Source organism: Blautia sp. DFI.3.45, assembly GCF_020593505.1.
In the GTDB taxonomy this organism is placed as follows: Bacteria; Bacillota; Clostridia; order Lachnospirales; family Lachnospiraceae; genus Blautia_A; species Blautia_A wexlerae.
In genome coordinates this window covers 122,628-148,260 of sequence record NZ_JAJDMI010000001.1, presented here as the reverse complement: position 1 = coordinate 148,260, position 25,633 = coordinate 122,628, and the positions used below count along the sequence as shown (strand labels likewise).

The window sequence follows — 25,633 nt, the reverse complement described above, 5'->3', positions numbered from 1 at the left end:
CGTTTCGCTGTTACTGTTTCACTCTTACAGTAACGTATTTAAACAATAAATTTCTCTGCCACTGTTTGTCCTTTTTAGAATACTCAAATATCAGTGAAATGTAAAGAAGCATTTTTACAATTTTTTGGATGAATAACCGGCAGGTTGCTGTCGCGTTACTGTTCGCTCCGTTCTCAGCTGCCTGCCGGTTATGTTTTTCATCAGTAATTTACTGTTTCTATATAGGTGATAAACACATTTCCGGCTTTCTGGAAAAGATCCGTACTGTCATTCATTCCATACGGATAGGTCTCTTTTTTAACCGGATCATACAGCCAGGTATTATATTCATCATATCCTACGATCACCACGCTTGTATCTGCTCCCGTTTTGGCAATTACCGGACGCTGTGCACTTATCTCGTACAGCACACTGTCCAGACTGCAGCCGGAAAGATCGATCACAGTTCCGGTCTTTTTGAGACTCTTTTTCAGGGTTTTAATATCATAGGTTCCCTGAAGCACAATCTCCGGAATCCCTTCTGTATCTATCTGCATTTTTGTCTTTTTATTTCCACGTTCCCATACATACTGCTGTGTACGGTTCAGCACTACACCTCCCAGCGTATCTGCACGCAATACAGCCTTCGCCGGATCTGTATAGATACCGTTCAGTCCGCCCTGTCCGTAAACATAATATGCTGTTTCCTGAGGAATCTGAGTGTCCAGAACAATGTCTTTCCGGTCGGAACTGCTTACCTTTGCATACATAGTCAGCGGAGAATCTGTCTGTTTGGTTGTGTTAAATACCAGTTTCACACGAACACCTGTCCTGGATGCAGAAATAAGTTCGATTTTTACTGTATTTGCCGCTGCCTTTTTATTATTCATGATCGTATCTTTCTTCTGGGCAACATAAGAGGTTTCTCCGGATTTTGCAGAAAGTTCAAACTCGATCAGAGTATTTCCTACTGAAATATCAGTGATATAAAGTCCGTCTTTCCGGTATTCTTTTTTTACATTTCCTTCAAAATCTTCAATACGCAGAATGCGGATCCCAACAGATTTATGTTCCTCCTCATCTGTAAGAATATCTTCTTTATTCAGCATTCCATAAATCAGATCTTCATTCATAAATCCAACTGTACGAAGTCTCTGGCCTTTCTGCGGTGCGATCAGTCGGGTTTTACAGGTATCAAAATCAATTTCCTTGATATTTCCTTTTTCATCCCCCTCTGAAACCAGCCAGGCTGCATGATCATTATTATCGGAAGATACAAAATTCGCATTTTTTATTCCTTTTTCAAGAATTTCACTGGAGTTCTCTTCGATATTGATTCTGTAAAGATTCTTCGCCAGAATCAGAAACAGCTCATTCTTTTCATTGACATAGGACAGTTTTTCAAGATCTTTTTTCAGAAATTCAAATGATTCCGAAACAGGGATAAAGGCTCTTTCTTCTGCCACGTTTTTATCACGATTGTAATGGTAAACTGCAATTCCTTCATATCCTTCATGGCTTCCTCTGTTCATATATCCATAAAGTACGAAATCAATATCTCCTTCATCAGTTACTCTGACGATCTTGATGTCATGCTGAGTTCTGGAATCGCGGAAATCTCCGTCCTTCAATTTTCTGAAACTGAAAACCTGATTTACCTTTTCATTGCCCGGTGAATAGGACCACAGATCTCCCTCCTGCACAAAAGCTATCACAGTAGCAGCATCATTCATCATATATTCTACATTCTTATCGCGCACTCCAAGGATAATCCCATCATCCTCATAAACAGGCAGTGTACCATCAAAGACCTGATTTGCAGAACGCTGGAAATCCAGCAGATAAATCCTGGTATCCTGATATTTCATTCTGTAAAATTCTTTTACGTCATATAATTCCGTTTCCTCATCATCATTCTGCGAAGTCAGCTGATATTCCAGCACAACGCTGGCAGTTGTCTCATTGATCTCTTTGATCACAGGAATTCCCTCCTGACACAGCTGCGGAGCAAGATTCCCCCAACTGATCTCACTCAGGGAAGAATTAATATTAATCCCCGAATAATTCGTTGCTGCTCCTGTTGTCTGTGGTTCCAGATAACTTCCCAGTGCATCTGCTGACTCTTTGTCAAGACACGCTTCATAAAAATATTTTACAAAAGCTGCATAATCTGATACATGTACCTGTGACCTGGAAACAACTCTCGTATAATAATATGCTGTACCCTCATCCAGTTCCAGGGCAATCTGCATGGAATATTCCTGATTCATACGCAGATCACTGCCAATCTCCACGTCTACGGACAAATACTGATCTTCTTTTACAAGATTCTTAATCTTCTTATTTTCAAGGACTTTACTTCCATCAGATGTACGGATCTCATAAGAAAAACTCTTTACTTCCGAATCATAGGGATTCACTTTAAATGTCAGTTTTTTTGATGTATCCAGAGGAGTCACACTGTCTCTGGTAAAATCCGCCTGCATAGGCTGCGCATATCCATACATCCGGTTTATCAGCGTATCATTCATATCCACCATGACTTCCGGAAACACTGCGTCATTAAAATCAGAACGGTTATCTGTGGATTCACTGTTAAGAAGCAATGCAGTACCTGCTGTACCAAGCAGAAATACCAGAAGAAGAATACCTGCTTTTTTCAGTATCCTTTTCATCGCACACTCCCTTCCTGTTCTTTTTCATTCAGAAGCCTGTCCAGTGTGGGATGGATATTCAGGGCTGCAAGCATTTTCTCCACCTTACCCTGGTCTGATCTTTTCCCTGTTCTGACTGCTCTGATCAGGAGATTCTTAGGTGTATGTTCCATATCAATAAACTCCAGGATCTGGGTATCATAACCTTTGCTCTCCAGAAGATCTGCACGCACAGCATCTGTGATCAGCGCAGACATCCTTTCTTTCAGGATTCCATAGCGCAGAACCGGCTCCAGCATTTCATTTTTGATCTGTTTATTAACTTCATGCTGACAGCAGGGTACGGAAAGAATGACTTCAGCTCCCCATTCCACTGCCTTGGCAAGTGCATAATCGGTAGCTGTGTCACAGGCATGAAGCGTTACCACCATATCCACACAGGATACACCTTCATAATCTGCAATATCACCATGATAGAAATGCAGCTTCTCATATCCGTATCTGAGTGCCAGAGAATTACATTTCTCAATTACATCTGTTTTCAGGTCAAGACCTATGATATTTACATCATATCCTTTTAGTTCTCTTAAATAATAATACATGGCAAAGGTAAGATAACTCTTTCCACAGCCAAAATCCAGAATCGTTATTTCTCTGTCTCTGGAAAGTCTGGGAAGTATATCTTCAATAAATTCAAGGAAACGATTGATCTGTCTGAATTTGTCATATCTGGCATGGATAATCTTTCCCTGTTCATTCATAACTCCCAGATCGATCAAAAACGGAACCGGAACGCCTTCTTTAAGAATATATTGTTTCACCCGGTTATGTGCCTGGATCTGAACTTTTTCTTTCTGTTCATGGTGTTTCTGTTTAATAGTCATTTTCCCCTTTTTACTGACAAGAACAACCCCGTCTGTTACTGCACCCTGTGCCTGAAACTGTCTGAAATTCTCTGCAAGTTCTTTTTCCACATATTCAATCAGTTCCGTACGCCCGTAGTTTTTATGCAGAACTTTCTGTCCTTCTGTGGCAGATGCCTGATAACAGATCTGTCCTTTCAGCCGGATCGGACGAATCTTTATTTTTGATATGCCATCTTTATTTCTGCCGGCACTCAGAACAGCCTGTATCAGATTTTCATTTATCTGTTCTTCTAAATATTCTCTTAAATTTTTCATTGCTCTTTCTGTCTGTTAATGTTATATAATCTGTTGTAACTGTCCGGTGTACCAGCAAACCGATTTCCCGAACAATTACAATCTGTTTTAAAAGTATCTCCTGCAGCGATATCTGCGGCATCTTCTTCTGGATATTTCCTGACAAAGCATTACCTGTATCAGTTCATCCAGAAAATCCTCCCTGATAGCCTGAGTGCTTATTTCCGGTTCCATACTCTCCCTGATCTTGCAGCTTAAATGATAAATCATATATTTATCCGGATATTCATCATAAAGGCGGCTTCCCTCATAATCCATGAGATCACATTCCTCTTCTATTTTCTCCTGAATATGCTGTACAGTCCCCGGATAATAGGATTTCATCAGGTTAAATTCTTTATCCTGCATCCGTTCTCCTTCATACAGAAGAGGATTTGCATATGTGGTATAAAACGGAAAATATTCTTTCAGATACATCGTACGATCCTGCATTCTTTTCGATTGTCTATTTCAGTATATGCAAAGTTCTGCAGACTGTGCCGAAATACAGTTCACGTGCCGCTTTATTTCATCTGCTTCTTGCAGATTACAATTCCTGGATCATTCTTACAGTTAATTTGACACTGTGTTCAATTGCCGCCATCTCAAACTCAGCGTAATCCATGTGAGCACTTCCGTCTGCCTTATCAGAGATTGCTCTTACTACAAGGAATGGAATATGGTTCAGATAAGCAGCCTGACCGATAGCAGCACCTTCCATCTCTACTGCAAATCCGCCAAATTCTGAAATGATGGCATCTTTAACGCTCTTATCTGAGATAAACTGATCTCCGGAACAGATTCTTCCTTCAAATACACTGATCTCAGGATTTACTTCTTTACATACTTTTGCAGCCAGTTTACGAAGTTTTTCATCAGCAGGGAAGGAAAATTCATCCATCTGCGGAATCTGACCTTTCTTATATCCGAAGCCGATTGCATCCATATCATGATGCAAAACATCTGTGGAAAGAACAATATCCCCAATATTTACATCATTATTCAGACTTCCTGCAATTCCTGTATTGATCACCGCTTCCACACCAAATACATCTGCAAGGATCTGTGTGCACATACCTGCGTTTACTTTTCCGATTCCTGAGCGTACAACAACTACTTTCTTTCCTTCCAGAGTTCCCTCATAGAAATCCATACGGGCTCTGGATGTAATTGTGACATCCTGCATTTTTTCCTTGATTTTTGCAACTTCCTGTTCCATTGCTCCGATAATTCCGATACATTTCATTATTAAAACACCTCTTCTTTGTATATTGTAATTTTTCATTTTCATGGTATCAGGTTCAGATGTGTAAACAGTGACAAATGTTCCTGACATTTCTTTATTATAGCAAAACTTTATTTATATGGAAACTTTTTTTATCCTCTGTTATAATACAATTGCTATTTTATGTTACTGTTCACATATCACTATTCCGCGAGGTGTTTTGGCATGAATATGCCAAAATCCCGAGACATACAAGCCAAAATTCCATTGCCGCAGGCAATCTGGAATAAATTTTGGCTACGTTACTGAGAACGAAGTAAACAGTAACGTAGTGGTATATGAACAGCAGCATTTATAGTTACATTTTTTCACACAGGAGGAAACATATCATGACGTATAAAACAAAAGGTGTCTGCGCCAGCCATATTGAATTTGAAGTAGATGACAATAAGAAAGTCCACAATGTCCGTTTCATCGGCGGATGCAGCGGAAATACCCAGGGTGTAGCCAGTCTTGTAGAGGGAATGGATGCAGAGGAAGTGATCAGCAGATTAAAAGGAATCAAATGCGGATTTAAGAATACCTCATGTCCGGATCAGCTTTCCACTGCACTGGAGGAAGTTCTGAACAAATAAACAACTGTGGAAATACTGAACAGTTACGCAGGTGACCATATAAAATATCCCACGAAAACTATAGCAAGCCTCTTAAATAATGTAAATTGAATCAATATATTATTTACAAAGATTGCTATAGATAAAGTTTCGTGGGATATTTTTTTAATTTACATATCTGTCCTGTCCCATTTATCACACAGGGACTGAACATCTCTTGAAAATCTTTCCAGATCTTTATTCGGCGTTCCTTCATTTTTCCTGATAACCGTAATAAGCCTGTAACCAAGTGCCAGAAGTTTCTCGAAGGCTCTGGCTGCTCTTGTTGCCTTCGGTGATGCAGATGCTTTCTGGATTTTCACACCCTTTGCCTCATACAGACATACATCGTCTGCCAGATCATAAACCGTACCGCTGAACGGAGCCATTGTATCATACCCCAGTTCATCTGTCAGACGTTTTGCAAAAATCTCTGTAACTGTATCATCTCCATGAGTAACAAAGACTTTCTGCGGTTTCTCCTCAAATGCCTTCGCCCAGTCTAAAAGGCCATTCACATCCGCATGACCGCTGATTCCCGGCATCTGGCAGATATGCGCTGCCACATGAACAGGTTCACCAAACAGTTTCACATCTGCAGCCCCCTCGATCAGTGCTCTTCCAAGAGTACCGACCGCCTGATATCCTACAAAAAGAATCGTATTCTTCTCATTCCACAGATTATGTTTCAGATGGTGCTTGATACGGCCTGCATCACACATACCACTGGCTGAAATGATTACCTTGGGCTCCTCATCATAATTGATCGACTTCGAATCATCACTGGTGACGGAAACCTTCAATCCAGGGAAACTGATTGGATTAATTCCCTTTTGGATCAGTTCCATCGCTTCTTCATCAAAACAGTCATACTGATGCTCCGAGAAAATCGTGGTAGCTTCATTTGCAAGAGGACTGTCCACATATACTTTAAATCCGTCATGTCCATACACCAGTCCGTCTGCCTTGATCTGTCTGATAAAGTACAGCATTTCCTGCGTACGTCCCACTGCAAAAGAAGGAATCACAAGATTTCCTCCTCTGTCAAAGGTTTCCTGGATGATTTCTGACAACAGTTTCACATAATCAGGCTTTTCTCCATGACTGCGGTCACCGTAAGTGGATTCCATAACTATATAATCTGCATGGTGCAGATACTCAGGATCCTTGATCAAGGGCTGGCAGGTATTTCCAATATCTCCGGAGAATACAATCTTTTTCTCTGTATCCTCCTCCCTGATCGTCAGCTCAATACTTGCAGAGCCCAGCAAATGGCCTGCATCAATAAACCGGGCTGAGATTCCCTCTGCAGGAGTGATCATCTTATTGTACGGGCATCCCACAAAGTTTCTGATCACTCCCATGGCATCTTCCATTGTATAAGCCGGAACAAATTCCGGTTTGCCCTGTCGTCTGCCTTTACGGTTTCTCCATTCTGCTTCAAACATCTGAATGTGCGCACTGTCTCTGAGCATAATATCGCATAAATGGCTGGTGGCATCTGTGGCATATACCGGTCCCCTGAACCCCTTTGCATAAATAGCCGGAAGATTACCTGAGTGATCTATATGTGCATGTGTCAGAAGAACAAATTCTATCTCTCCCAAAGCCACTGGTATTTCTGCATTTTCATAATAATCCGGTCCCTGCTCCATTCCGCAGTCTACAAGAAACTTGTGACCTGCTGCCTCCAGATAATAACAGGATCCCGTAACCTCATGAGTTGCCCCGATAAATGTAATCTTCATATAAAAACCTCCCTTCAGATTTTGATGTACTCTCGGAATCTTTTTGATATCCCCAATTGTTTTGCTGCATTTTGCCTGTTTAACCCGGCAACTTTTTACTGCTTTTATGATCCTTCTATATTGTATTAATTATACACTACAATGAAACAAATTAACAATATCTTTTCTGAAAACAAAAAGCAGAAACAGTTTTTTTCGACTGTTCCTGCCTTTCTTTGCATCTGCCACGTAAGAATTTTAAAAATTTGCCGATATTTTAATGATTCTCTGTCGGTCAGTGCATAAATATATAACGTTTTGTTCCGAGCCTTTGATCCGCACACTTATCCGAAGAATAAAATGCCGGATTTCTGCTTCGCAAACTTTCATTACATATACTATGCGAATCAAATCGGCAAATATCACACAAAAAAATAAAATTTTTTTATTTTTTTTCAAAAACGGATGTCTTCTGATATGTCTGCGTATTTTTATCCGGATATCGATAGTCAGCTATAGCAGTCATTCCCACCAGCGCAGTCAACATAACTACTGCCACTGCGGCAGCTGCAGATTTCAGGATTCTGTGAGTCCTGTTCCCGTCATACTCAAGACTTTCAAGTTTTTCCTTTGCCGCCCCGGTGCTTCCTGTCTTTTCAGCCCTGGCTGCTTCATTGAAATCCCCTGTTTCTCTCAGTCGGGTGATCAGCCGATCATACCCCGCCCGGATCTTCTCCTCGGATTCTTCCGGAAATTCATCCCATGAGGTTTTGCCTGCTACGTTCAGCAATGCGGATTCAAGTATTTTGGTTTCCACATCATACTGCTCTTGAAGTATTTTGTCTATCTGCTGATTTTTTGTCTGTATATCTGTTTTGTTCTTCATAATATTTAACTTTCCTTGACAATTTCTCCCCCTGGGTTCATATTAAATAGTAACGTATAGCAATTCCATAAAATAATGAATCCGGACATTTTCGCAGGATTTCACATATTCCCTGCAGTCTTTTATAGAATTGTTGTAACTATTCAGAATAAAACAGGAGGAATCTCTATGAAACATATTGTGCTCACCGGCGGCGGCACAGCCGGACATGTGACTCCGAATATTGCTCTGATCCCACGCCTTAAGGAGCTTGGATACGAAATTTCCTATATCGGATCCTACGATGGAATCGAAAAAAAGCTTATTGAAGAAATGAATATTCCTTATTACGGAATCTCATCCGGAAAGCTGAGACGTTATTTTGATCTGAAAAACTTCACAGATCCATTTCGTGTACTGAAAGGATTCGGTGAGGCCAAAAAATTATTGAAACAATTAAAACCAGATGTGGTTTTCTCCAAGGGTGGCTTCGTGACTGTCCCGGTTGTAATCGCTGCCGGTCGACGTAAAATTCCTACCATCATTCATGAATCAGATATGACTCCCGGACTTGCAAATAAGATCTGCATTCCATCTGCCACAAAAGTATGCTGTAACTTCCCTGAGACTGTAAAAAGTCTTCCTGCTGACAAAGCAGTACTTACAGGTACTCCTATCCGTCAGGAATTATTAAACGGAAGTAAAGAGGCAGCCCGCGAATTCTGTGGTTTCACAGATGACAAACCGGTTCTTATGGTGATCGGCGGAAGTCTTGGTGCTGCATCTGTCAATGAAAATATCCGCAAAATCCTTCCGGAACTTTTAAAAGAGTTTCAGGTTATCCACCTGTGTGGTAAGGGAAAAATGGATGAAAGTCTCAAAGACACAAAAGGATATGTACAGTATGAATATATTAAACAGGAGCTTGCCGATCTGTTTGCTCTGTCTGATATCGTTATCTCCCGCGCAGGTGCCAATGCAATCTGTGAACTGAATGCTTTAAAAAAACCCAATCTTCTGATCCCGCTTTCTGCAAATGCCAGCCGCGGTGACCAGATTCTCAATGCACGTTCATTTGAACGTCAGGGATTCAGCATGGTACTTGAGGAAGAAGAGATTACAGAAAGCACACTTTTAAACGCAATCCGAGAACTGTACCAGAACAGAGAGTCCTATGTTCATGCCATGTCAGAAAGCAGTCATATGAATTCTATTGAAAAAATCACCGGGCTGATCGAAGACTGCGTAAATAAACAGTAATCACCGGGTTATTTTCTTATATTCCCTGGCAAGCCAGCGTCTCGTCCTCATGACTCTGTTATTCACATTATTTTCTGTGATATGATAATGTCTGGCAACGAGACGCGTTGGTATGTCATATAACGTTACACTGACATAGATTTCATAATTTGTCCTGTTCTTTTCTCTCAGTTTTTCAAATATCGACTGCAGGTATCCTGCTGCCTCCAGATTCAGAACAATCTCATCTACACGATTACCTTTTCTTACCCGCATATCTGTCATTTCCAGAATCGCATCTGAGTTCGCATATTCATATTTCCTGAAGGCCTTTTTGCGATGATCGGATGCCTTATGGTAGCTGATTCTGACAATCAGATTCTCCAGTTTCTTTTCATCTGAAAAATCCACACTCCGGCCCATATGAAACAAAGTCTCAAATACATCCTGACAGACATCTTCTGCTTCGTCTTCATCGCCAAGGATAAATTTTCCAATATTGAACGCCCGAGAGCGGTATTTCCTGTAGATACTTACAAAATCTATATTCTCCATCTTTTGCAATGTGCTGTATCAGAATATCAGGACAGCTGCTCCTTTACTTTTAACAGGATTTCTTCTTTATCTGCATCACTGAGTTCACCCGGGTGCCATGTGATTCCCACCTGATCTCCTTTATATCTCGGAATCAGATGCATATGAAAATGAAATACTGTCTGCCCTGCACACTCGCCATTATTCTGTACAATATTAAATCCGTCACATTTCAGTGCTGCTGTCATTGCTGTCGCCATTTTCTTTGCAAGAATCATTGCCTTTGCAGCCATTTCATCCGATAATTCATAAATATTGGCAGCATGCGATTTCGGAAGGATCAGCGCATGTCCCTTACTCGCCGGGCCCAGGTCAAGAATTACCCTGAAATTCTCATCCTCATAAAGTGTTGCAGCAGGAATCTCTCCATTAGCGATTTTACAAAAAATACAATTTTCCATCTTTAAATCCTTCTTTCTTAAAATTCAAGATTTTGATTTGCAATAATCAGTAATACTTGTCGTTTTATTGCGAATTTTTCAGGACGAAATCAGTTGCGGCTGAAAGTTCACAATGATACACTTTTCCTGAGGTGATAATATGCAGATTGAAATAACAAAACAATCAGAAAAAGATTTTCGTTTTCTTTTATCCAGACTTTCACATGAAATCCGTAATCCGGTCACGCTGATCAACAGTGAACTTCAGTTGATGGCTTCCTCTCACCCGGAACTGTGCAGTTACAGACAATGGGACAGTCTTATGGATAACCTTGAATATGTAAAAGAACTGCTGAAAGAACTCTCTGACTTCAGCCATGCGCAGACAGTTACTCTTGTTCCCGTAAATCCCGCGGAATTTCTGACCACTGTTTTATCCTGTCAGAAAAACACTCTGGACTATCTGGGAATCCGGCTGGAAATACATGTGGAACATACTTCTTCACCTGTTTTTCTTGACCGGATAAAAATGCGTCAGGTCATATTTAACCTGATCAAAAATTCCTGTGAAGCCATCGATCAGCCAGGCGGAAAGATTATTGTAAATCTCACCCCTGCAGATTCCGGCATCTGCATCTGTATTAAAGATAACGGATGTGGTATGACGCATAAGCAGACTGAGAATATCTTTCATCCCTTCATTACATATAAACCGGAAGGAACCGGTCTCGGGCTTGCAGTAACAGCAGAAATCATCTCTGCACACCATGGTCAGATCAGGGTTTCCAGCACTCCCGGTCAGGGTTCTGCCTTTTATATTTATCTGCCGGCATCCCCTGAATAAAGGTCGGTTATCCTGCACGCTGCGAAGGATGATAAAGCAGAACTGCAAGCAGGAATCCACAGATAAGACCGCCTACATGTGCCGCATTGTCCACCCCTTCGCTTGTAAAACCAAAATAAAGCGAAAAAGCAGCCATGATCACTACCTGTCTGGCAGAAAGATCTTCAATATGACCTCTGCCCCTGATCACAGCATAGATCATTGCACCCATCACAGCAAACACTGCACCGGATGCACCTGCTGAAACTGCAAAATCCGCACTGTCCAGTTCCAGGAACAGACACAGCAGATTTCCACCCATTCCTCCCAGAAGATAGATCAGCAGATATTTCAGTTTTCCAACTGTACGCTCCAGTCTGCCTCCAAGCACAAACAGTACCAGCATGTTATTTCCAAGATGCTGCGGTCCAAAATGAAGGAACATACTTGTAAAGATCCTATAGTATTCTCCCTGCATAATGGCGGGAGTATATGCCGCTCCGCACTGAAGCATATGCATGGTATCCTCTGATCCTCCGGTAAATTCCACTGCAGTAAAAACAAGAATATTCGCCAGAATGAGAAGCACTGTAACCGGTGCCTTTTTCAGTTCTTCCAAGTTTTACCTCTTTTCTGTTTCTTTATCTCAAAAACAATGTACCATTACTAATTGTAGCAGACCTCCTGTATTTTGTAAAAACATTTATTCCAGAAATATATATCTTGCCTGTGCAAAATCCACTTCATCTTCCGGTTCAAGCTGATATTCCTCATCCGGACGAAGTAATCTTCCATTTACAGACGTTCCGTTTCTGGAATTCATATCACTAAGGAAATAGTTTTCTTCTTTTTTTCGTATTTTTGCATGGATACGGCTTACGGTAGGCAGGCTGACCACCGCATCACAGGCAGTTTCCAGCTTTCCGATCACAGTCAGATCTTCATTAAGATAAATGGTCGCCAGTTCTCCCGGTTCTTTGCTCACCAGACTTGCAGGTCCGCTTACTGTTCCGGCAGATAGTACTACTGTTTCACCATAGTCCATATGTATCCGGGATGATTTGGAAGTTTTTTGTCCACAGTCTGACATTTTCTGCCCATTCACCGGCTGACTCTGATTTGTTTGCTGATTTCTCTCCACTGTCTGGGACAGGTTTTCATATAATCTGTCCTCCCATTTCTGCCCTGACACTTTTCCTTCTGCTTCTTTCCATCCTGATCTTTTCCCTGATGTTTTCTTTTCTGTTTTATTCCATGATGGCATATTTCTTATTTTTTCTATGTGTCTCACTGTTTCTCCTGATGCATACGCCTGTTCCGGGAGATGCAAAACTTTTTTTGTCTTTATAATACGCAGGCCCAGCATGATACCCGCTATAGCTATAACAATTACACCAAGTATGGTTTCCATTTCCACATGTGGCAGATATCCCTTCAGGATAGCAGCTGCCAGTCCACAGATCAGAACAGCAGCCGGCACAATAACACCGACCGGGTTCAGTCGGCCGGGTTCTTTTGAATCTTCTCCTTCTCTTACAAATTCATTCCGGTTTTCATTATCTTCCGGGAAAGTCTCTTCTTCTGCAAACTCCATCTCCTGCTCTGTCTTTTTTGCATTTATTTTTTCTTTCTTCTCCCCATTTACATCTGAACTCTGAGTTTTATATAATTCTTCTTTAATATGCTCCAGATGAAAACTGTCTTCCATTGCTCTTTTATATACTCCATATCCAAGGATTACCGCATCCTGATCCTGATGGTCTATTTTCGGCAGAATATATTCTGTCAGAAGCTGAAACTGTTCTTTAATATCCTTCTCATATCCGGGCATCATACAGAAATAAATCTGTCTTTTTTCAATATCTGTATAAATATATTCCGGCAACATTATAAACTGTCCGGGATTGATCAGATATTCCGCCGCATCTTCCATAGCCTTTACAAAACCACCGAAAATAAGCCTGAGATCTTCAACTCCCATCTTCTTTTCTTCATACAGCACATTCACCGCCTGTTTCGAAGTAATATCAAAATAGATAAGAAATCTGCCATCCATCCCCTGTATCCTGCACTTCAGAAGAGAGGGAATCACATTTCCCGCAAGCATCCTTACCTGATAGGAATCTGTATTGATCTCATTCTCACCATAGACAATGAGATAATTATGATTCATATCCCTCTTATATTCTGTCCGCATACTATTCTATTCCCCCATTTCTCTCAGTACCGCCTGCGCCGCCCGCAGTCTGCGGATATGTTTCACCGGATTTATCACTGCGGATTTCCCTTCTGTCCTCAAATGCCAGCTCAGATTGCCATACGACGAGATCGTGTCCAGGTCATAGGTTACCTGCACTTCTTTTCCCACATTTGTCTGGGTACCTAAATTCTCCGCCCCGAAAAAGCCAATACTCCCCAGCTCCTCACTGCGCATCCTTGCAGTATCATATATTTCTCCGTTTTTCTTAATCCCTTCCATGCTCCCGCTTACTGCCGATTCATAAGCTGCCGCTGTCAGCCATGCCCTGTTATGTACAAAAAAGCTCAGATAGATAAGTCCCATCAACACCAGCAGGATCAACGGCATGACACAGGCAGTCTCGATTGTAAAACTTCCCTTACGAATTATACTGTATTCATTTGTTATACAAAAATTATCTTTCATATCAAAAATCCTCCCAGATATCCTGCCAGCAGAAATGGCACAAACGGTATTTCCGTACTTCCCTTTCTGCAAAATCCCATCATCATGATGCCGGACCATACTGCACTGCAGATCATTCCCATAAAAAGTGTTGAAAAAAATTCTTCCGGGTACAGCACTGTCCCCAGTGCCATAAGCAGCCAGCCATCGCCCATTCCCACAGCACCTTCTGTAAGGATGCTGATCAGCACAAAGAGAAAACCTGTCCCCACGCACATAAGAACCTCCGGAACATTTCTTCTGCTATATATTGTCCACACAGTTCCGCAGACTGCAAATATTATGATCAGCAGAAGAGCAACCTGCTTTTTTCTGATATCTATCCATGAATTTATTCCCAGAAATCCAAGTACACATATTTCTTTTACACCATTCATCTCCATATACATCTCTCCGGCAAAATTCAGCCACACCTGCTACATGCTCCCATTTCCGAAACAGAGGAAGCTTTTACCAGTCTTACCGAACGTTTCAGCCCACTGCAGGACTCCAGATTATGGTATCTGTTTCCCTGTTCCGTAACATATACCACTCCTGCCGGATTCTGATTCCTGCTGCAGATTTCACAGGCTGAATAATGCTCCCCGTACTTATTGGATGCAGATTTTGCGGAACTTCCGGGAATTTGTTTTAATGAAACATTCAGATAGCTGCAGCCCGGATTTTTATGGTACACACTGCCCGAGGCAGTTACATAAACCATCGGTTCTGTTTCTCCCTGCTCTCCTTCATTGTCAGGAAATTCGGTTCCTGTCCATGCATGGACTTTTACATGGTTATAAACTCCAACATCCGGAAGAGGTATCAGTCCACCAAAGGGTTTATACGTGTAGATATCCGGCAGCGTAATATCATCAACACTGTCCCCACCCGGAAGATACGCATACATTCCCGCCTGTTTTGCCTTCGTACACAATGCAGTCAGATGTTCCGTCTGCAATTTATATATATCCATAAACGAAATCAGCGTAACCATTCCCAGGAAGAACAGCGGCAGTACAAGTGCTGTTTCTACTGCCAGACTTCCCTTCTTAATCTTTCCCCGAAAAGAGGTGCAGAAAGATACTTTTACAGAAGGAACTTCTCCAATATGTTCTTTTGCATTTGTCCGAAAATATTTCCGACTCTTTTGGGGGAATAAAAGATCGTAAATATTGCTTAGAGAGACTTTTCTCCTTTCATAAATTTTTTTATCTTTTTTTCCGATTTCTTCAATGCTTTGTTTTTCTTTCTGTAAAAGCATCTTTTCACACCTCTTTTCAGCAATTCATTCATAACAATACTGACGTATCACCTGAAATTCCTTTTTCCTGTTTGCTTTTACCTCCGCAAATGCCTCCAGAGCTACAACACAGGAATCCATATAAAAATTTGCCCTGCCTTTCTTTCTTATCGCATCTTCGATCATATCCATAGCTCTCATCACTTTCTTTTCCTTTGAAACAGGCAATATCAGAACCTGAAGGTAATCCTCATAGGACAATCCATGTTCATTGTTTTTCCGCATGGAATCCAGTCCTTCCATCAGACTTGAAAGATTAGACAGCGAAATCTGCCAGTCTGCGGAAGTTTTTACAAGGGGAATCTTCCCTCCTGCAAAAAGTTCTCTCACATCCAGTACGCTCTCCGCAAATGCCCAGCATAAAAGCAATGCAGACTCTATCACTACCGCTGCCGGAGGAACCAGAAATCCCGACGCAATGGCTGCAGCGAGTGCCTGTGCCTCTGTTCTTTTTACATTATCTGCCATCAAACATGCAAAGTTTACGCCTTCTCTGATGAACAAGAGCTTTGATGCCACAGATTTAAGGTTATCTATATCATTGTCTCTTCCTCCAAAAACATATTCCATCTGATATGCAAGACTTTCTTTTGACGGATCTGTGTAATTTCCCAGATGATTCATCAGATACTGCTGAAACAAAACCCCGGAAGTATAACTGCTATCTGCTGTCACTCCGTCCGGCATCTCCATTCCCTGTTGCAGCTGTCTTCCCGAAACCATTGTGTCTTTGCTGACTGTCCGGGTGGAAATTTCCCGTCCGGGTGGCAAAACCAGCTCCAGTATTCCCATTTTCATAATTCTTTTTATAATACTGATGGGATTGTCAGCCTGTGGCTGCGTCGGTGCTGGCTGGGTTGATATTTGTCCTTCCTGTTGCTGCCTGTTTTCAGCTTCCTGTGCTGCCTGCCGGCTTTTCTGAGAAGCCTGATTCATTTCTGAATCATATCTGTCGATGGAGCCTCCTGTCTCCGCCTGTTTCGCTTTCAGATCCGCCTCTTCTGTTTTTCTCTCTCGATCAGACATTTTGTTGAGAAGGAGCTGTACCCCCTGACTTCCAAGAGTTTCCTGCATATACTGCACAATCTGCTGATAAAAAACCTCTCCGCACTCATCTGTCAGAAGCCGGTAACCGGTAAGTCCGCTCTGATGCAGTTCAAGTTTCTGACTGTTCTGCTTTAACACCGGTTTCATATAGGATTCCAGATTATCGCAGATCTTTGCGAGATTAAGCTGCCCGCCTCCCATGGAACCATCCAGCGCAAACAGATCATATTCCTCAAGAAGTTTCCTGTCATACTGTCCAAATACAGAATAAAGTCCGATATCCATACTGTTGAGTATTTGGGTTCTGGCCGATGCCATACATACAGATTCTATACTTGTACATACAAGAGACAAAAGCAGACTGAGTATTAATGCAAGAAATAATGTAATGCTTCCTCTTTCCTTTCCGCAATATTTCATACAGGAAGTACACCTCCTTCTCTTTTCATCTTAAATAGAATTACTCTGTTTGGCGATCTTTGAAAGAATGCTCTGCACCAGTTCGGTCAGCTGCTCTTTGAAAATAATGACAAGCCCGATCAGGACTACAAGAATCAGAATGATCTCCACAACACCTACAGCGTCTTCTTCCTCTGCGAATCTTCGTATCAGTCCGTTTTTCTTTTTTATCTGTCTTATCAATTGTCCCATTTTTTCCCTCCATATCCAAAAGCACCCTTTACGCTGCACAGAATTTACTGCAGCACCTTATCATGTTTCTCCGTAGAAAGACATAAAAGCAGGAATCATGACAATTGCCATAACGACAATAAGCATCATGATCATCGGCACCAAAAGTTTTGTGGCTGCAGCCTCTCCAAGAACACGTGCTTTTCTCTTTCGTTCTTCCCATGCTTCGGTTGATTCTCTTTCAAGCATATCAGCCATCTGTCTGCTGCCCTTCTGGAGATTCTGGATAAGAAGCGTGGCAAATGTTTTATACTTTGCCTGACCACATCTTTCTCCAAATCTTCTGTATGCTTCACTTTCAGAAACTCCGCTTTCCATCTCATAGCAGACAATCCGTATCTCTTCATACGCAGGTCTTGGATTCCGCTTTCTCTTTCTTCCATAATCCAGAGAAATTTTCTGGAATGCCTTTCTTACAGTCATCCCGGCCTGAACCAGAAGTGTAAATTTCATGATCAGTCCCGGATAATCCATAAGAAGTTCTTCATACCGTTTCTGAAGCTGAACCTGTTCTTCTCTCCCTTTCATCACAAGAATTGCCATTGCCGCAATAAGAAACAGTCCTGTCAGAAGCATTCCGGAAGTGTCTGCCGGACTTTCCCATTTTACCTTTTTTCCATTCAGCTTATCCGGAAGATAATAATAATCCGGATCACTGCGCTGCTCGTTATACCGGGATACTGCCTCTGCAATACTTTTTTGTGCCTGTTCTTTTCTGGTCAGCTTCTTATTCTGTTTCGGTTCTTCCTCCTGCTCTTCCAGTTCCTTCTCCGGTACCTGAATGTACATGGAGACCGGTTCTTCTCCGTCAACGGATACCATAAATTCCTTCTCATATGATCCTGTATCCTCCTTTTCCAGACGGTATCCCTGAGGATACACCTGTCCACCGTTTTGCAAAGTAAGGATCATGCCCAGCAGATTTCCGGCTATCGCTACTACCGCAAAAAGTCTGATACCATCCTTCCCTCCGATTCCGGAAGATGGAATCCATCCTTTTTTCCAGCCGGTCAGTGCACACAGGATCATAACAAAAATGACAACATGTATCCACATTTGTACTGTCACACCTCAATATCTACAATCCTTCTGCCAAGCCAGTATGCCGCAGCATAAATGACAAGACAGATACTCATTGCTGCAATTCCAAAGGGATTTCCATAAAGAACACTTAAGAAGCCCGGTGAAGTCATCTGCAAGTACAGGATAATTCCCACAGGCATAAGACTCATGATCATCTGTTCTGACTTCTTTGCTGCCAGTGTAGCCTCTATCTCTTTTTTAACGTCAATCTTATCTCCAAGCATACGAGACACCTTCTGAATTACCCGGTTCATATCACCACCTGTACGCTTGGCTGTATAAAATACAGAGGCAAAATTTTCGATATCTTCTATCTGACTTCTTTCTCCAAGATCCAGAAACAGCTCTTCCAGCGGAACACTGATATGCTGCTGGCTTTCAATATAGCGAAATTCCTCCACAATATCCGTTCCCTTTCCGTAGAGTCTCTCCAAATCTCTGACACAGGTTTTTACCGCGCTTTCCACCGAATATCCGGCCTGAACCGCAACACTCAGCGAAGTAAGTGCATCCTTAAACTGATAATTCAGATTCTTCCGTCTTTCCCTGATCATACGATTTTTCTGCCATTTCAGATAAAACACAGGAACGGGAAGCATAAGAAGCAACACCCATTTACTTTTGTAAAAAAGATAATCTGCCATTATGCACAACGCCAGTGCCTGTCCCATATATTTCAGAAGTTCTTTCATAGAAAAACGATAATGATCATAATTACGTTTCTGATAAAGCTGTTCTTTTTCTTTCCCTTTCATAGTTCAATCCCCGCTCTTTCCAGTTTTTCCACATGGAGGAGGGATGCTGTCTTTACAAGACCTTTCCCTTCCTGCCATTGATACAGCGGCCGGATACGGATTTCTCCATTTTCAAAGCCACACACCTCAGTTACTTCCAGCAATTTCCTTGATTTATCCCTCATTCTTCCCAGATGTACCAGAATATCCACTCCGGAAGCAATCTGTCTTCTGATTGCTTCCAATGGAAGATCAACGCCCATCAGAACCATTGTTTCCAGTCTGGATAACATATCCCTGGCAGAATTGGCATGGGCAGTAGACAGCGACCCTTCATGCCCTGTATTCAATGCCTGAAGCATATCCATTGCCTCTCCGCCACGGACTTCTCCCACTATGATTCTGTCCGGACGCATTCGTAATGCAGATTTGATCAGATCTCTGATCGTAACAGAAACTGCTCCTTCCATGTTTGCCATCTTTGCTTCCAGCCGGACCAGATTGTCAATTCCCCTGATGCGAAGTTCTGCATTATCTTCTATTGTGATCAGTCTTTCGTCCCTGGGGATATATTCCGACATTGCTGCAAGAAATGTCGTCTTTCCGCTTCCGGTTCCGCCTCCTATGACCATGGAATATCTGGCCTTCACAAGCTTCTCCAGAAATTCTGCACATTCCTGTGTGATACTTCCCAGTGCGATCAGCTTTTCCATTGTAATGGGGTGTTCAGGAAAACGCCTTATAGTGAGAATCGGACCATTTAATGCAACCGGATAAATTACAGCATTTACCCTGGAACCATTTTCCAGCCTTGCATCCACGATCGGCATGGATTCATTGATCACACGATTACATTTGCCAACAATCTGCTGGATCACATCCTCCAGTTTCTCAGCAGAAGTAAAACTTTTATGCCATTTCATAAGCTTGCCGGCCCGTTCTACAAAAATAGTATCCGGCCCGTTTACCATGATCTCAGTCACTGTCTCATCATCCACCAGTTCCTGAAGCACATCCAGTTTGCGGACAGAATAAAACAGTTCCTGACGAAGCTGTACCTTTTCTTTCAGCGCAAGACGGACATCTTTTATCTGGTTCAGAATCAGCTCATCAATCACATCAAGGATTTCTTTATCCGATAATTCTCTGGACAGATCCAGTTCTTCCATCAGCATCTGCCGCAGCTTTCTAAATACATCTTTGTTCATCCTTTTTCCCTTTACAGCATCTTTCCGGAACTTTTTTAATTTTCTTTTTTCTGGCTTTCTTTCCTCAGAAGGTTCCGCACATAATCTCCCAGTTCACTCCACATCAGCTGTTCAACATACGCAGGTGACAGACAGGTTGCCATATGAAACGGTGGATTTATCTTTTCCGTCTTTTCCAGAATCTGAGGATAATCCCAGATTCGGACCAGATTCTCAAACTGCGCAATCTTACACTGTGAAACAGCATCAGACAATACAGGCATATAAATCTTCTTACACATATCCAGCAGCTGGAAATTTTCATCAATCCCACATCCAATATCCAGCACAATCACTTCATAAGAACTGTCAAGTATAAGCATCTGAAAAAGCCGTTCCCAGTCCTGCCAGGCTGTTGTACGGATATCTGCCGGCATCTGCACAGGTGGAACATAATCCAGATTATTGATCGTCTGTATCATACTGTTCATCTTATAGAGAAGATTCTGGTTATCCTGTCTCACATAATAAAGAAGATCACTCAGATTGTGGGCAAAACCTTTTCCCATCAATTCTTCAAATCCGGAATATTCTTCCATATTCAGATAAAGAACGGCTCGTTCTTTGGCAAGTATCTGTCCAAGTGTCAATGCAAAAGAGGTTTTCAGACAACGTCCCAGAGGTGAAAATATTCCAATAATTTCTGTTGTCTTTTTTAATACAGCAATCTGATCTGCCACTGTCTTTTTTTCGGCGCCATAACATGCCATCACTTCCCGGAGAACATCAGAAGAAGACTGATATTTATACACACTTGGATACTGGTCAAGTTCCGGAGGGTGTACCCCTTCCGACAAAATGATGATCTTCCCGATATCCAGATCCCGGACTTCCCGGCACATAGCCCGCCCGGAGATCAACAGCAACTCTATATGTGTTTGTTTCCCATAGGCGATCAGGTTCTCTACAGATGTAAATGCCTGTATCTCAAAGGGAATATTCTTCTTCCGATTCATATAGTCCATAAAGTTCAACGCATAATCCACTTCCAGATCGCATACTGCAAAAATATTTCTTTTCAATAGATACCTCCTGCATATAACAACACACTTATAAAAACAGGAATCGTAAAATGGAAATTTTCAGGAGCAGCAATATTTTTTCTCCGATAGGAACTAATCTTTCCCGTACCGACTGTACATTTCACATATTCAATAAAATAAAGGATACGTTCACAGAAATTGTGGTTAAAGATCAGAAGTGCGGCAGAAATACCTGCACCTGTCAGAAAAGAAATAAAGATGCATTTTATGATAGATTCACAGCCCATTATCCCTCCCAGTGCGCAGAATAATTTAATATCTCCGGCACCTATCATCCCAAAAGCAAAGAGGATCATAAGAAATAACGGCATTACGCTTCCCATTATAAAAAATCCAATTCCCGTAATATTCTTTTGCCATATACAGACAAACAGTCCCACAGACATGGAAAAAATAATCCATCCGTTATCAACTTTTGCTGTACGGATATCCATGATCATGGCAGTTCCGGCAACCGTTACAGGAAAAAGGTGAAAAAATGCATATTGCATCACCTCCAGTCTTATATTTTTCGCAACTGTTTCGATACTGTTCATACAATAGGAAACAGTCTGTCTCTTCTTTGGTATTTTAAAAAAATAAAAGTGGAATTAACCGCCGAACTGACGGGATTGAATCACCAGAAGAACTCTGGTGAGTATTATTATAGGACCGGACAATCCATTTGTCCAGTCCTATTTTTTGTCGAATTTCTAAAATATTTATAAACTTGTTACCTGTCCACACGCTGCTATCCCGAAATATACTATGCGAAGTGTATTACTGAGAACAAATTGAACAGTAACATAAACCCGGCTATAATGCACTTCACAGAAAGAATATCATGCACCTGTCAATTAGAGTTCGATTTCCTGTCTGCATCCTTCCGGTACAATGATAATACCATTTTCTGTATCTTTCACTATGCTTCCACCAGTAACATCGGCTATTTCATGAATATTTCTCAGCAGATAGGTCATACCTCCATTTTCTGCTGAAGCTTCCAGAGTGAGTTTATTTCCCTCTCTTACAGCTTTTACTGTAAAAGCTGTCTCTCCTTTACGCGTCACTACCTCACAGGATGCAGTTTCATTTACTTCATAAACCTGAATCTGTACATCTTTCTCCAGTTCATAATCAACGGTAGTATCTACAGCACCAATCGGAAGCAGAGTATTCTCTCTTACAAATACAGGCAGTGAAAAAAAATCATAATCTTCTTCATACCATCTTCCGCCTTCTTTGACTTCTCCGCTTAAAAGATGAGTCCATTTTCCTGCCGGCAGATAATATTCTGCATGACCTTCTTTGTTGAAGATTGGTGCAACCAGAATACTGTCACCTAACATATACTGCATATCCAGATATTTGGTTGCAGGATCATCGTTAAATTCCATGATCATTGCACGCATGGACGGAATACCTGTCTTGTGTGATTTTACGGCCATAGAATACAGATATGGGAGTAATCTTAATTTCAGCTTTGTAAACTTACGGCATACATCTACAGCTTCTTCATCAAACAGCCACGGTACACGATAACTCTTGGAACCATGGAGACGGCTGTGTGTGGAAAGAAGACCAAACTGCAGCCAGCGTTTGTATACATCCGGTGCTGCTGTCATTTCAAATCCGCCCATATCATGACTCCAGAAGGAAAATCCTGATAAAGTAAAGGACAGACCACCTCTTAAGCTCTCAGCCATGGAGGCATAGGTTGCAGAACAGTCACCGCCCCAGTGAACCGGGAACTGCTGTCCGCCTGCTGTCGCACTTCTTGCAAAAAGGATTGCTTCACCTTCACCTTTTACTTCCTTCAGCAGATCAAATACTGCCTTGTTGTAAAGGTACGTATAATAATTATGCATAGAAACCGGATCTGAACCGTCATAATATTTCACATCGACCGGAATTCTCTCGCCAAAGTCTGTCTTGAAACAGTCAACACCCATATCAAGCAAAGTTTTCAGCTTATTCTGATACCACTTCACTGCATCCGGATTTGTAAAGTCAACCAGGCCCATGCCAGGCTGCCAGTTGTCGATTTGCTTGATTCCTCTTCCGTCTGCACGCTGTACCAGGTATCCGTTCTTCAGACCCTCTTTAAAGAAGTTAGTTCCCTGTGCAATATATGGATTAATCCATACACAGATCTTAAGTCCTTTATCCTTATAACGTTTCAGCATTCCCGGTACATCCGGGAAGATTCTGGAATCCCATTCAAAATCACACCAGTGGAACTCTTTCATCCAGAAGCAGTCAAAATGGAATACACTCAATGGAATATCTCTGTCTGCCATTCCCTGGATAAAGGAATTGGTCGTCTCTTCATCATAGTTTGTTGTAAAGGATGTGGAAAGCCATAATCCAAAGGACCATGCAGGCGGCAATGCCGGTTTTCCTGTAAGATCTGTGTAGTTCTCAATTACACCCTTAATGTCATCTCCGTAAATAATATGATATCTGATCTCTTCACCTTTCACAGAGAATCCCACATTCTCAACCTTTTCACTTGCAACTTCGAAGGAAACATGATCACTGTGGTCTACGAATACGCCATAATGTTTGCTTGTTACATAGAATGGAATATTTTTATAAGAAATCTGAGAAGCTGTACCGCCATCTTCATTCCAGATATCAACAACCTGACCGTTCTTTACAAACGCTGTAAATCTCTCACCCAGACCATATACACATTCTCCAGGTGCAAGAGAAAGCTCTGTCACCATATATGGCTGATACTGTGCTGCCATATAGTTCGGTTCCGGGAATTTTGTCAGCGTAGCTCTGTCATATTGCATATAGCCAAGATTGCGGAATCCGATGTTTGTGAGAACTTTTCCGTCTGCTTCATATGTAATCTTAAAGTCTTTCAAGTCCACTCTTACTGTCATTCTTCCGGCTTTCATCACAGCTTCATCTTCTGTAATCTCAACCTCTGTTTCCTGTGGATCCTCATTCAGCTCATACCTTGGCTCACCTTTTACATAACCTTCATAATGATAACTTCTTACACTTATGATATCTTTACGTACAGAAATAAATTCTGTAGTGATAGTTCCAACATCCAGAGCACCGCCTCTGTCTGTGATCTGGCGGAATGGAGAAACAATTCTCATTCCTCCCGGAATTGCTTCCGCAGTAAAAGCCTGCATCGCATAGGATGCGTTTGCGCGTTCATTTTTCTCCCAGTAACCTTCTGTGAACTTCATTCCTGATCCTCCTTGCTTTTAATCTTATGATTTGCTTATTTTCCGAAATTGAAACTCTTTCAGTACCTTGCGGGATAACGGACTGCTGAATAGTTATCTGATACCAGTATACATCATGATTTTTTTTCTTACCAGCAATATAACCCAAATTTTATCTGTGCAAAAAACAAAATCTGTATATTGCATAAAAACAAAAGATTGTGGTAATATTCTTCAAAATATACACGTTCTACAAGTATATCTATTTTGGCACCAGGAGGTAAGAAAATATGTGCACAGCAGCAACTTATAAAACAAAAGATTTCTATTTCGGCAGAACCCTTGATTATGAATTTTCCTACGGTGATGAAATCACCATCACACCACGAAACTACCCATTCCATTTCCGTCATTCTGATAAAGCCCCTGACTCTCACTATGCCATCATCGGAATGGCTCATGTGGCCGGAGACTATCCACTCTACTATGATGCCATTAATGAAAAAGGTCTCGGCATGGCAGGTCTGAATTTCGTAGGAAATGCAGTCTATGCAGAACCAGTATCGGACAAAGAAAACGTAGCCCAGTTCGAATTCATCCCATGGATTCTCAGCCAGTGTGCCACCTTAAAAGAAGCCCGCCAGAGACTCTCAACTATGAATCTCACCAACACACAGTTCAGTGAGAACTTCCCATGTGCTCAGCTCCACTGGATCCTCGCAGATGCTTCCGGCTGCCTCGTTATCGAATCCATGCAGGACGGCCTCCATATCTACGAAAATCCTGTAGGGGTACTAACCAATAACCCACCCTTCCCACAGCAGATGTTCCAGCTTAACAACTACCAGTCTCTCTCCCCTCGCCAACCAGAAAACACCTTCGCTCCAGGATTAGAACTCCAATCCTACAGCCGCGGTATGGGCGCCCTCGGCCTCCCGGGAGACCTTTCCTCCGCCTCCCGCTTTGCCAAAGTTGCCTTCACAAAAATGAACTCCAGATCCGGCGACTCCGAACTCGAAAGCGTCAGCCAGTTCTTCCACATCCTCGGCTCCGTAGATCAACAGCGTGGCTGCTGCGAAGTAGCAAAAGGCAAATATGAGATCACTCTCTACACTTCCTGCTGCAACACAACAAAGGGAATTTATTATTATACCACCTATGAAAATCATCAGATCAATGCTGTCGATATGCATCGTGAAAATCTGGATACAACAGTCCTAATCCGATATCCTGTACTCGCAAAACAGAATATCTGTTTCCAGAATTAATGTGAAGCACTCTATACCTGTGGCAAT

25 protein-coding genes are annotated in these 25,633 nt (G+C 41.9%); 4 read left to right on the top strand and 21 right to left on the bottom strand.

What is annotated here, in order from left to right:
* Window positions 1-200: 200 nt before the first annotated feature.
* The 4 genes from LJE09_RS00715 to LJE09_RS00700 all read right to left on the bottom strand — a co-directional run bounded on the left by LJE09_RS00715 (window position 201) and on the right by LJE09_RS00700 (window position 5,078).
* A complete protein-coding gene (locus tag LJE09_RS00715) occupies window positions 201-2,654 on the bottom strand; it encodes a hypothetical protein (RefSeq protein WP_022379845.1) in 2,454 nt (817 codons plus the stop codon).
* A complete protein-coding gene (locus LJE09_RS00710; RefSeq protein WP_008706963.1) occupies window positions 2,651-3,814 on the bottom strand; it encodes a class I SAM-dependent methyltransferase in 1,164 nt (387 codons plus the stop codon). Before LJE09_RS00710 ends, LJE09_RS00715 begins: the two co-directional genes overlap by 4 nt.
* 87 nt (window positions 3,815-3,901) lie before the next feature.
* Window positions 3,902-4,270, bottom strand: a complete 369-nt coding sequence (locus LJE09_RS00705; RefSeq protein ID WP_022379846.1) for a hypothetical protein — start codon at window positions 4,268-4,270, stop codon at window positions 3,902-3,904.
* A 109-nt stretch (window positions 4,271-4,379) separates the two neighbouring features.
* Window positions 4,380-5,078: a 5'-methylthioadenosine/adenosylhomocysteine nucleosidase gene (locus LJE09_RS00700; RefSeq protein ID WP_008706966.1), complete on the bottom strand. Its 699-nt coding sequence runs from the start codon at window positions 5,076-5,078 to the stop codon at window positions 4,380-4,382.
* Window positions 5,079-5,446: 368 nt separating this feature from the next.
* Between LJE09_RS00700 and LJE09_RS00695 the strand changes: the two genes are divergently transcribed.
* Window positions 5,447-5,692, top strand: a complete 246-nt coding sequence (locus LJE09_RS00695; protein ID WP_008706968.1) for a TIGR03905 family TSCPD domain-containing protein — start codon at window positions 5,447-5,449, stop codon at window positions 5,690-5,692.
* A 149-nt stretch (window positions 5,693-5,841) separates the two neighbouring features.
* On the opposite strand, the gene LJE09_RS00690 is transcribed toward LJE09_RS00695, so the two are convergent.
* Together LJE09_RS00690 and LJE09_RS00685 are read right to left on the bottom strand one after the other, a co-directional pair.
* The gene (locus LJE09_RS00690) at window positions 5,842-7,458 is read right to left on the bottom strand and encodes an MBL fold metallo-hydrolase RNA specificity domain-containing protein (RefSeq protein WP_055199833.1); all 1,617 of its coding nucleotides are present in this window, start codon (window positions 7,456-7,458) and stop codon (window positions 5,842-5,844) included.
* A gap of 424 nt (window positions 7,459-7,882) precedes the next feature.
* The gene (locus tag LJE09_RS00685; RefSeq protein ID WP_055199834.1) at window positions 7,883-8,323 is read right to left on the bottom strand and encodes a hypothetical protein; all 441 of its coding nucleotides are present in this window, start codon (window positions 8,321-8,323) and stop codon (window positions 7,883-7,885) included.
* Window positions 8,324-8,491: 168 nt separating this feature from the next.
* Here LJE09_RS00685 and LJE09_RS00680 point away from each other — a divergent pair, with 168 nt between their 5' ends.
* On the top strand, window positions 8,492-9,562 hold the full coding sequence (locus LJE09_RS00680) for an undecaprenyldiphospho-muramoylpentapeptide beta-N-acetylglucosaminyltransferase (RefSeq protein WP_008706972.1): 1,071 nt from the start codon (window positions 8,492-8,494) through the stop codon (window positions 9,560-9,562).
* On the opposite strand, the gene LJE09_RS00675 is transcribed toward LJE09_RS00680, so the two are convergent.
* Complete coding sequence (locus LJE09_RS00675; protein WP_008706973.1) at window positions 9,563-10,096, bottom strand: RNA polymerase sigma factor; 534 nt, start codon at window positions 10,094-10,096, stop codon at window positions 9,563-9,565.
* A gap of 26 nt (window positions 10,097-10,122) precedes the next feature.
* Window positions 10,123-10,536, bottom strand: coding sequence for an HIT family protein (locus LJE09_RS00670; protein ID WP_025578568.1), 414 nt, complete (start codon window positions 10,534-10,536; stop codon window positions 10,123-10,125).
* A 139-nt stretch (window positions 10,537-10,675) separates the two neighbouring features.
* On the opposite strand from LJE09_RS00670, the gene LJE09_RS00665 reads away from it, so the two are divergent.
* Window positions 10,676-11,359, top strand: a complete 684-nt coding sequence (locus LJE09_RS00665; protein WP_008706975.1) for a sensor histidine kinase — start codon at window positions 10,676-10,678, stop codon at window positions 11,357-11,359.
* A gap of 7 nt (window positions 11,360-11,366) precedes the next feature.
* On the opposite strand, the gene LJE09_RS00660 is transcribed toward LJE09_RS00665, so the two are convergent.
* The 13 genes from LJE09_RS00660 to yicI form a co-directional block, all read right to left on the bottom strand.
* Window positions 11,367-11,957: a rhomboid family intramembrane serine protease gene (locus LJE09_RS00660; RefSeq protein ID WP_020993258.1), complete on the bottom strand. Its 591-nt coding sequence runs from the start codon at window positions 11,955-11,957 to the stop codon at window positions 11,367-11,369.
* Between the two features lie 84 nt (window positions 11,958-12,041).
* Window positions 12,042-13,511, bottom strand: coding sequence for a DUF6382 domain-containing protein (locus LJE09_RS00655; RefSeq protein ID WP_165858219.1), 1,470 nt, complete (start codon window positions 13,509-13,511; stop codon window positions 12,042-12,044).
* A gap of 30 nt (window positions 13,512-13,541) precedes the next feature.
* Complete coding sequence (locus LJE09_RS00650; protein WP_025578565.1) at window positions 13,542-14,003, bottom strand: TadE family protein; 462 nt, start codon at window positions 14,001-14,003, stop codon at window positions 13,542-13,544.
* The gene (locus LJE09_RS00645) at window positions 14,000-14,425 is read right to left on the bottom strand and encodes a prepilin peptidase (protein WP_227194569.1); all 426 of its coding nucleotides are present in this window, start codon (window positions 14,423-14,425) and stop codon (window positions 14,000-14,002) included. Before LJE09_RS00645 ends, LJE09_RS00650 begins: the two co-directional genes overlap by 4 nt.
* Window positions 14,426-14,445: 20 nt before the next feature.
* Window positions 14,446-15,285 carry a TadE family protein gene (locus tag LJE09_RS00640; protein WP_055199836.1) on the bottom strand — a complete coding sequence of 280 codons (840 nt, stop codon included), beginning with the start codon at window positions 15,283-15,285 and terminating at the stop codon, window positions 14,446-14,448.
* Window positions 15,286-15,309: 24 nt separating this feature from the next.
* Window positions 15,310-16,791 carry a DUF5702 domain-containing protein gene (locus LJE09_RS00635; protein ID WP_055199837.1) on the bottom strand — a complete coding sequence of 494 codons (1,482 nt, stop codon included), beginning with the start codon at window positions 16,789-16,791 and terminating at the stop codon, window positions 15,310-15,312.
* A 30-nt stretch (window positions 16,792-16,821) separates the two neighbouring features.
* Complete coding sequence (locus tag LJE09_RS00630) at window positions 16,822-17,022, bottom strand: Flp1 family type IVb pilin (RefSeq protein ID WP_020993262.1); 201 nt, start codon at window positions 17,020-17,022, stop codon at window positions 16,822-16,824.
* A 60-nt stretch (window positions 17,023-17,082) separates the two neighbouring features.
* Entirely contained in the window at window positions 17,083-18,117 is a 1,035-nt protein-coding gene (locus tag LJE09_RS00625; RefSeq protein WP_025578558.1) for a type II secretion system F family protein, read from the bottom strand.
* An 8-nt stretch (window positions 18,118-18,125) separates the two neighbouring features.
* Complete coding sequence (locus tag LJE09_RS00620; protein ID WP_008706986.1) at window positions 18,126-18,899, bottom strand: type II secretion system F family protein; 774 nt, start codon at window positions 18,897-18,899, stop codon at window positions 18,126-18,128.
* Complete coding sequence (locus LJE09_RS00615) at window positions 18,896-20,086, bottom strand: CpaF family protein (RefSeq protein WP_008706987.1); 1,191 nt, start codon at window positions 20,084-20,086, stop codon at window positions 18,896-18,898. The genes LJE09_RS00620 and LJE09_RS00615 overlap by 4 nt, the downstream gene beginning before the upstream one ends.
* Window positions 20,087-20,121: 35 nt before the next feature.
* Complete coding sequence (locus tag LJE09_RS00610; RefSeq protein WP_022380463.1) at window positions 20,122-21,147, bottom strand: hypothetical protein; 1,026 nt, start codon at window positions 21,145-21,147, stop codon at window positions 20,122-20,124.
* A complete protein-coding gene (locus tag LJE09_RS00605) occupies window positions 21,144-21,659 on the bottom strand; it encodes a prepilin peptidase (protein ID WP_062807119.1) in 516 nt (171 codons plus the stop codon). Before LJE09_RS00605 ends, LJE09_RS00610 begins: the two co-directional genes overlap by 4 nt.
* Before the next feature lie 345 nt (window positions 21,660-22,004).
* Window positions 22,005-24,359 carry an alpha-xylosidase gene (gene yicI, locus LJE09_RS00600; RefSeq protein WP_062807082.1) on the bottom strand — a complete coding sequence of 785 codons (2,355 nt, stop codon included), beginning with the start codon at window positions 24,357-24,359 and terminating at the stop codon, window positions 22,005-22,007.
* Between the two features lie 269 nt (window positions 24,360-24,628).
* On the opposite strand from yicI, the gene bsh reads away from it, so the two are divergent.
* The gene (bsh, locus tag LJE09_RS00595) at window positions 24,629-25,606 is read left to right on the top strand and encodes a choloylglycine hydrolase (RefSeq protein WP_008706993.1); all 978 of its coding nucleotides are present in this window, start codon (window positions 24,629-24,631) and stop codon (window positions 25,604-25,606) included.
* Window positions 25,607-25,633 lie beyond the last annotated feature (27 nt).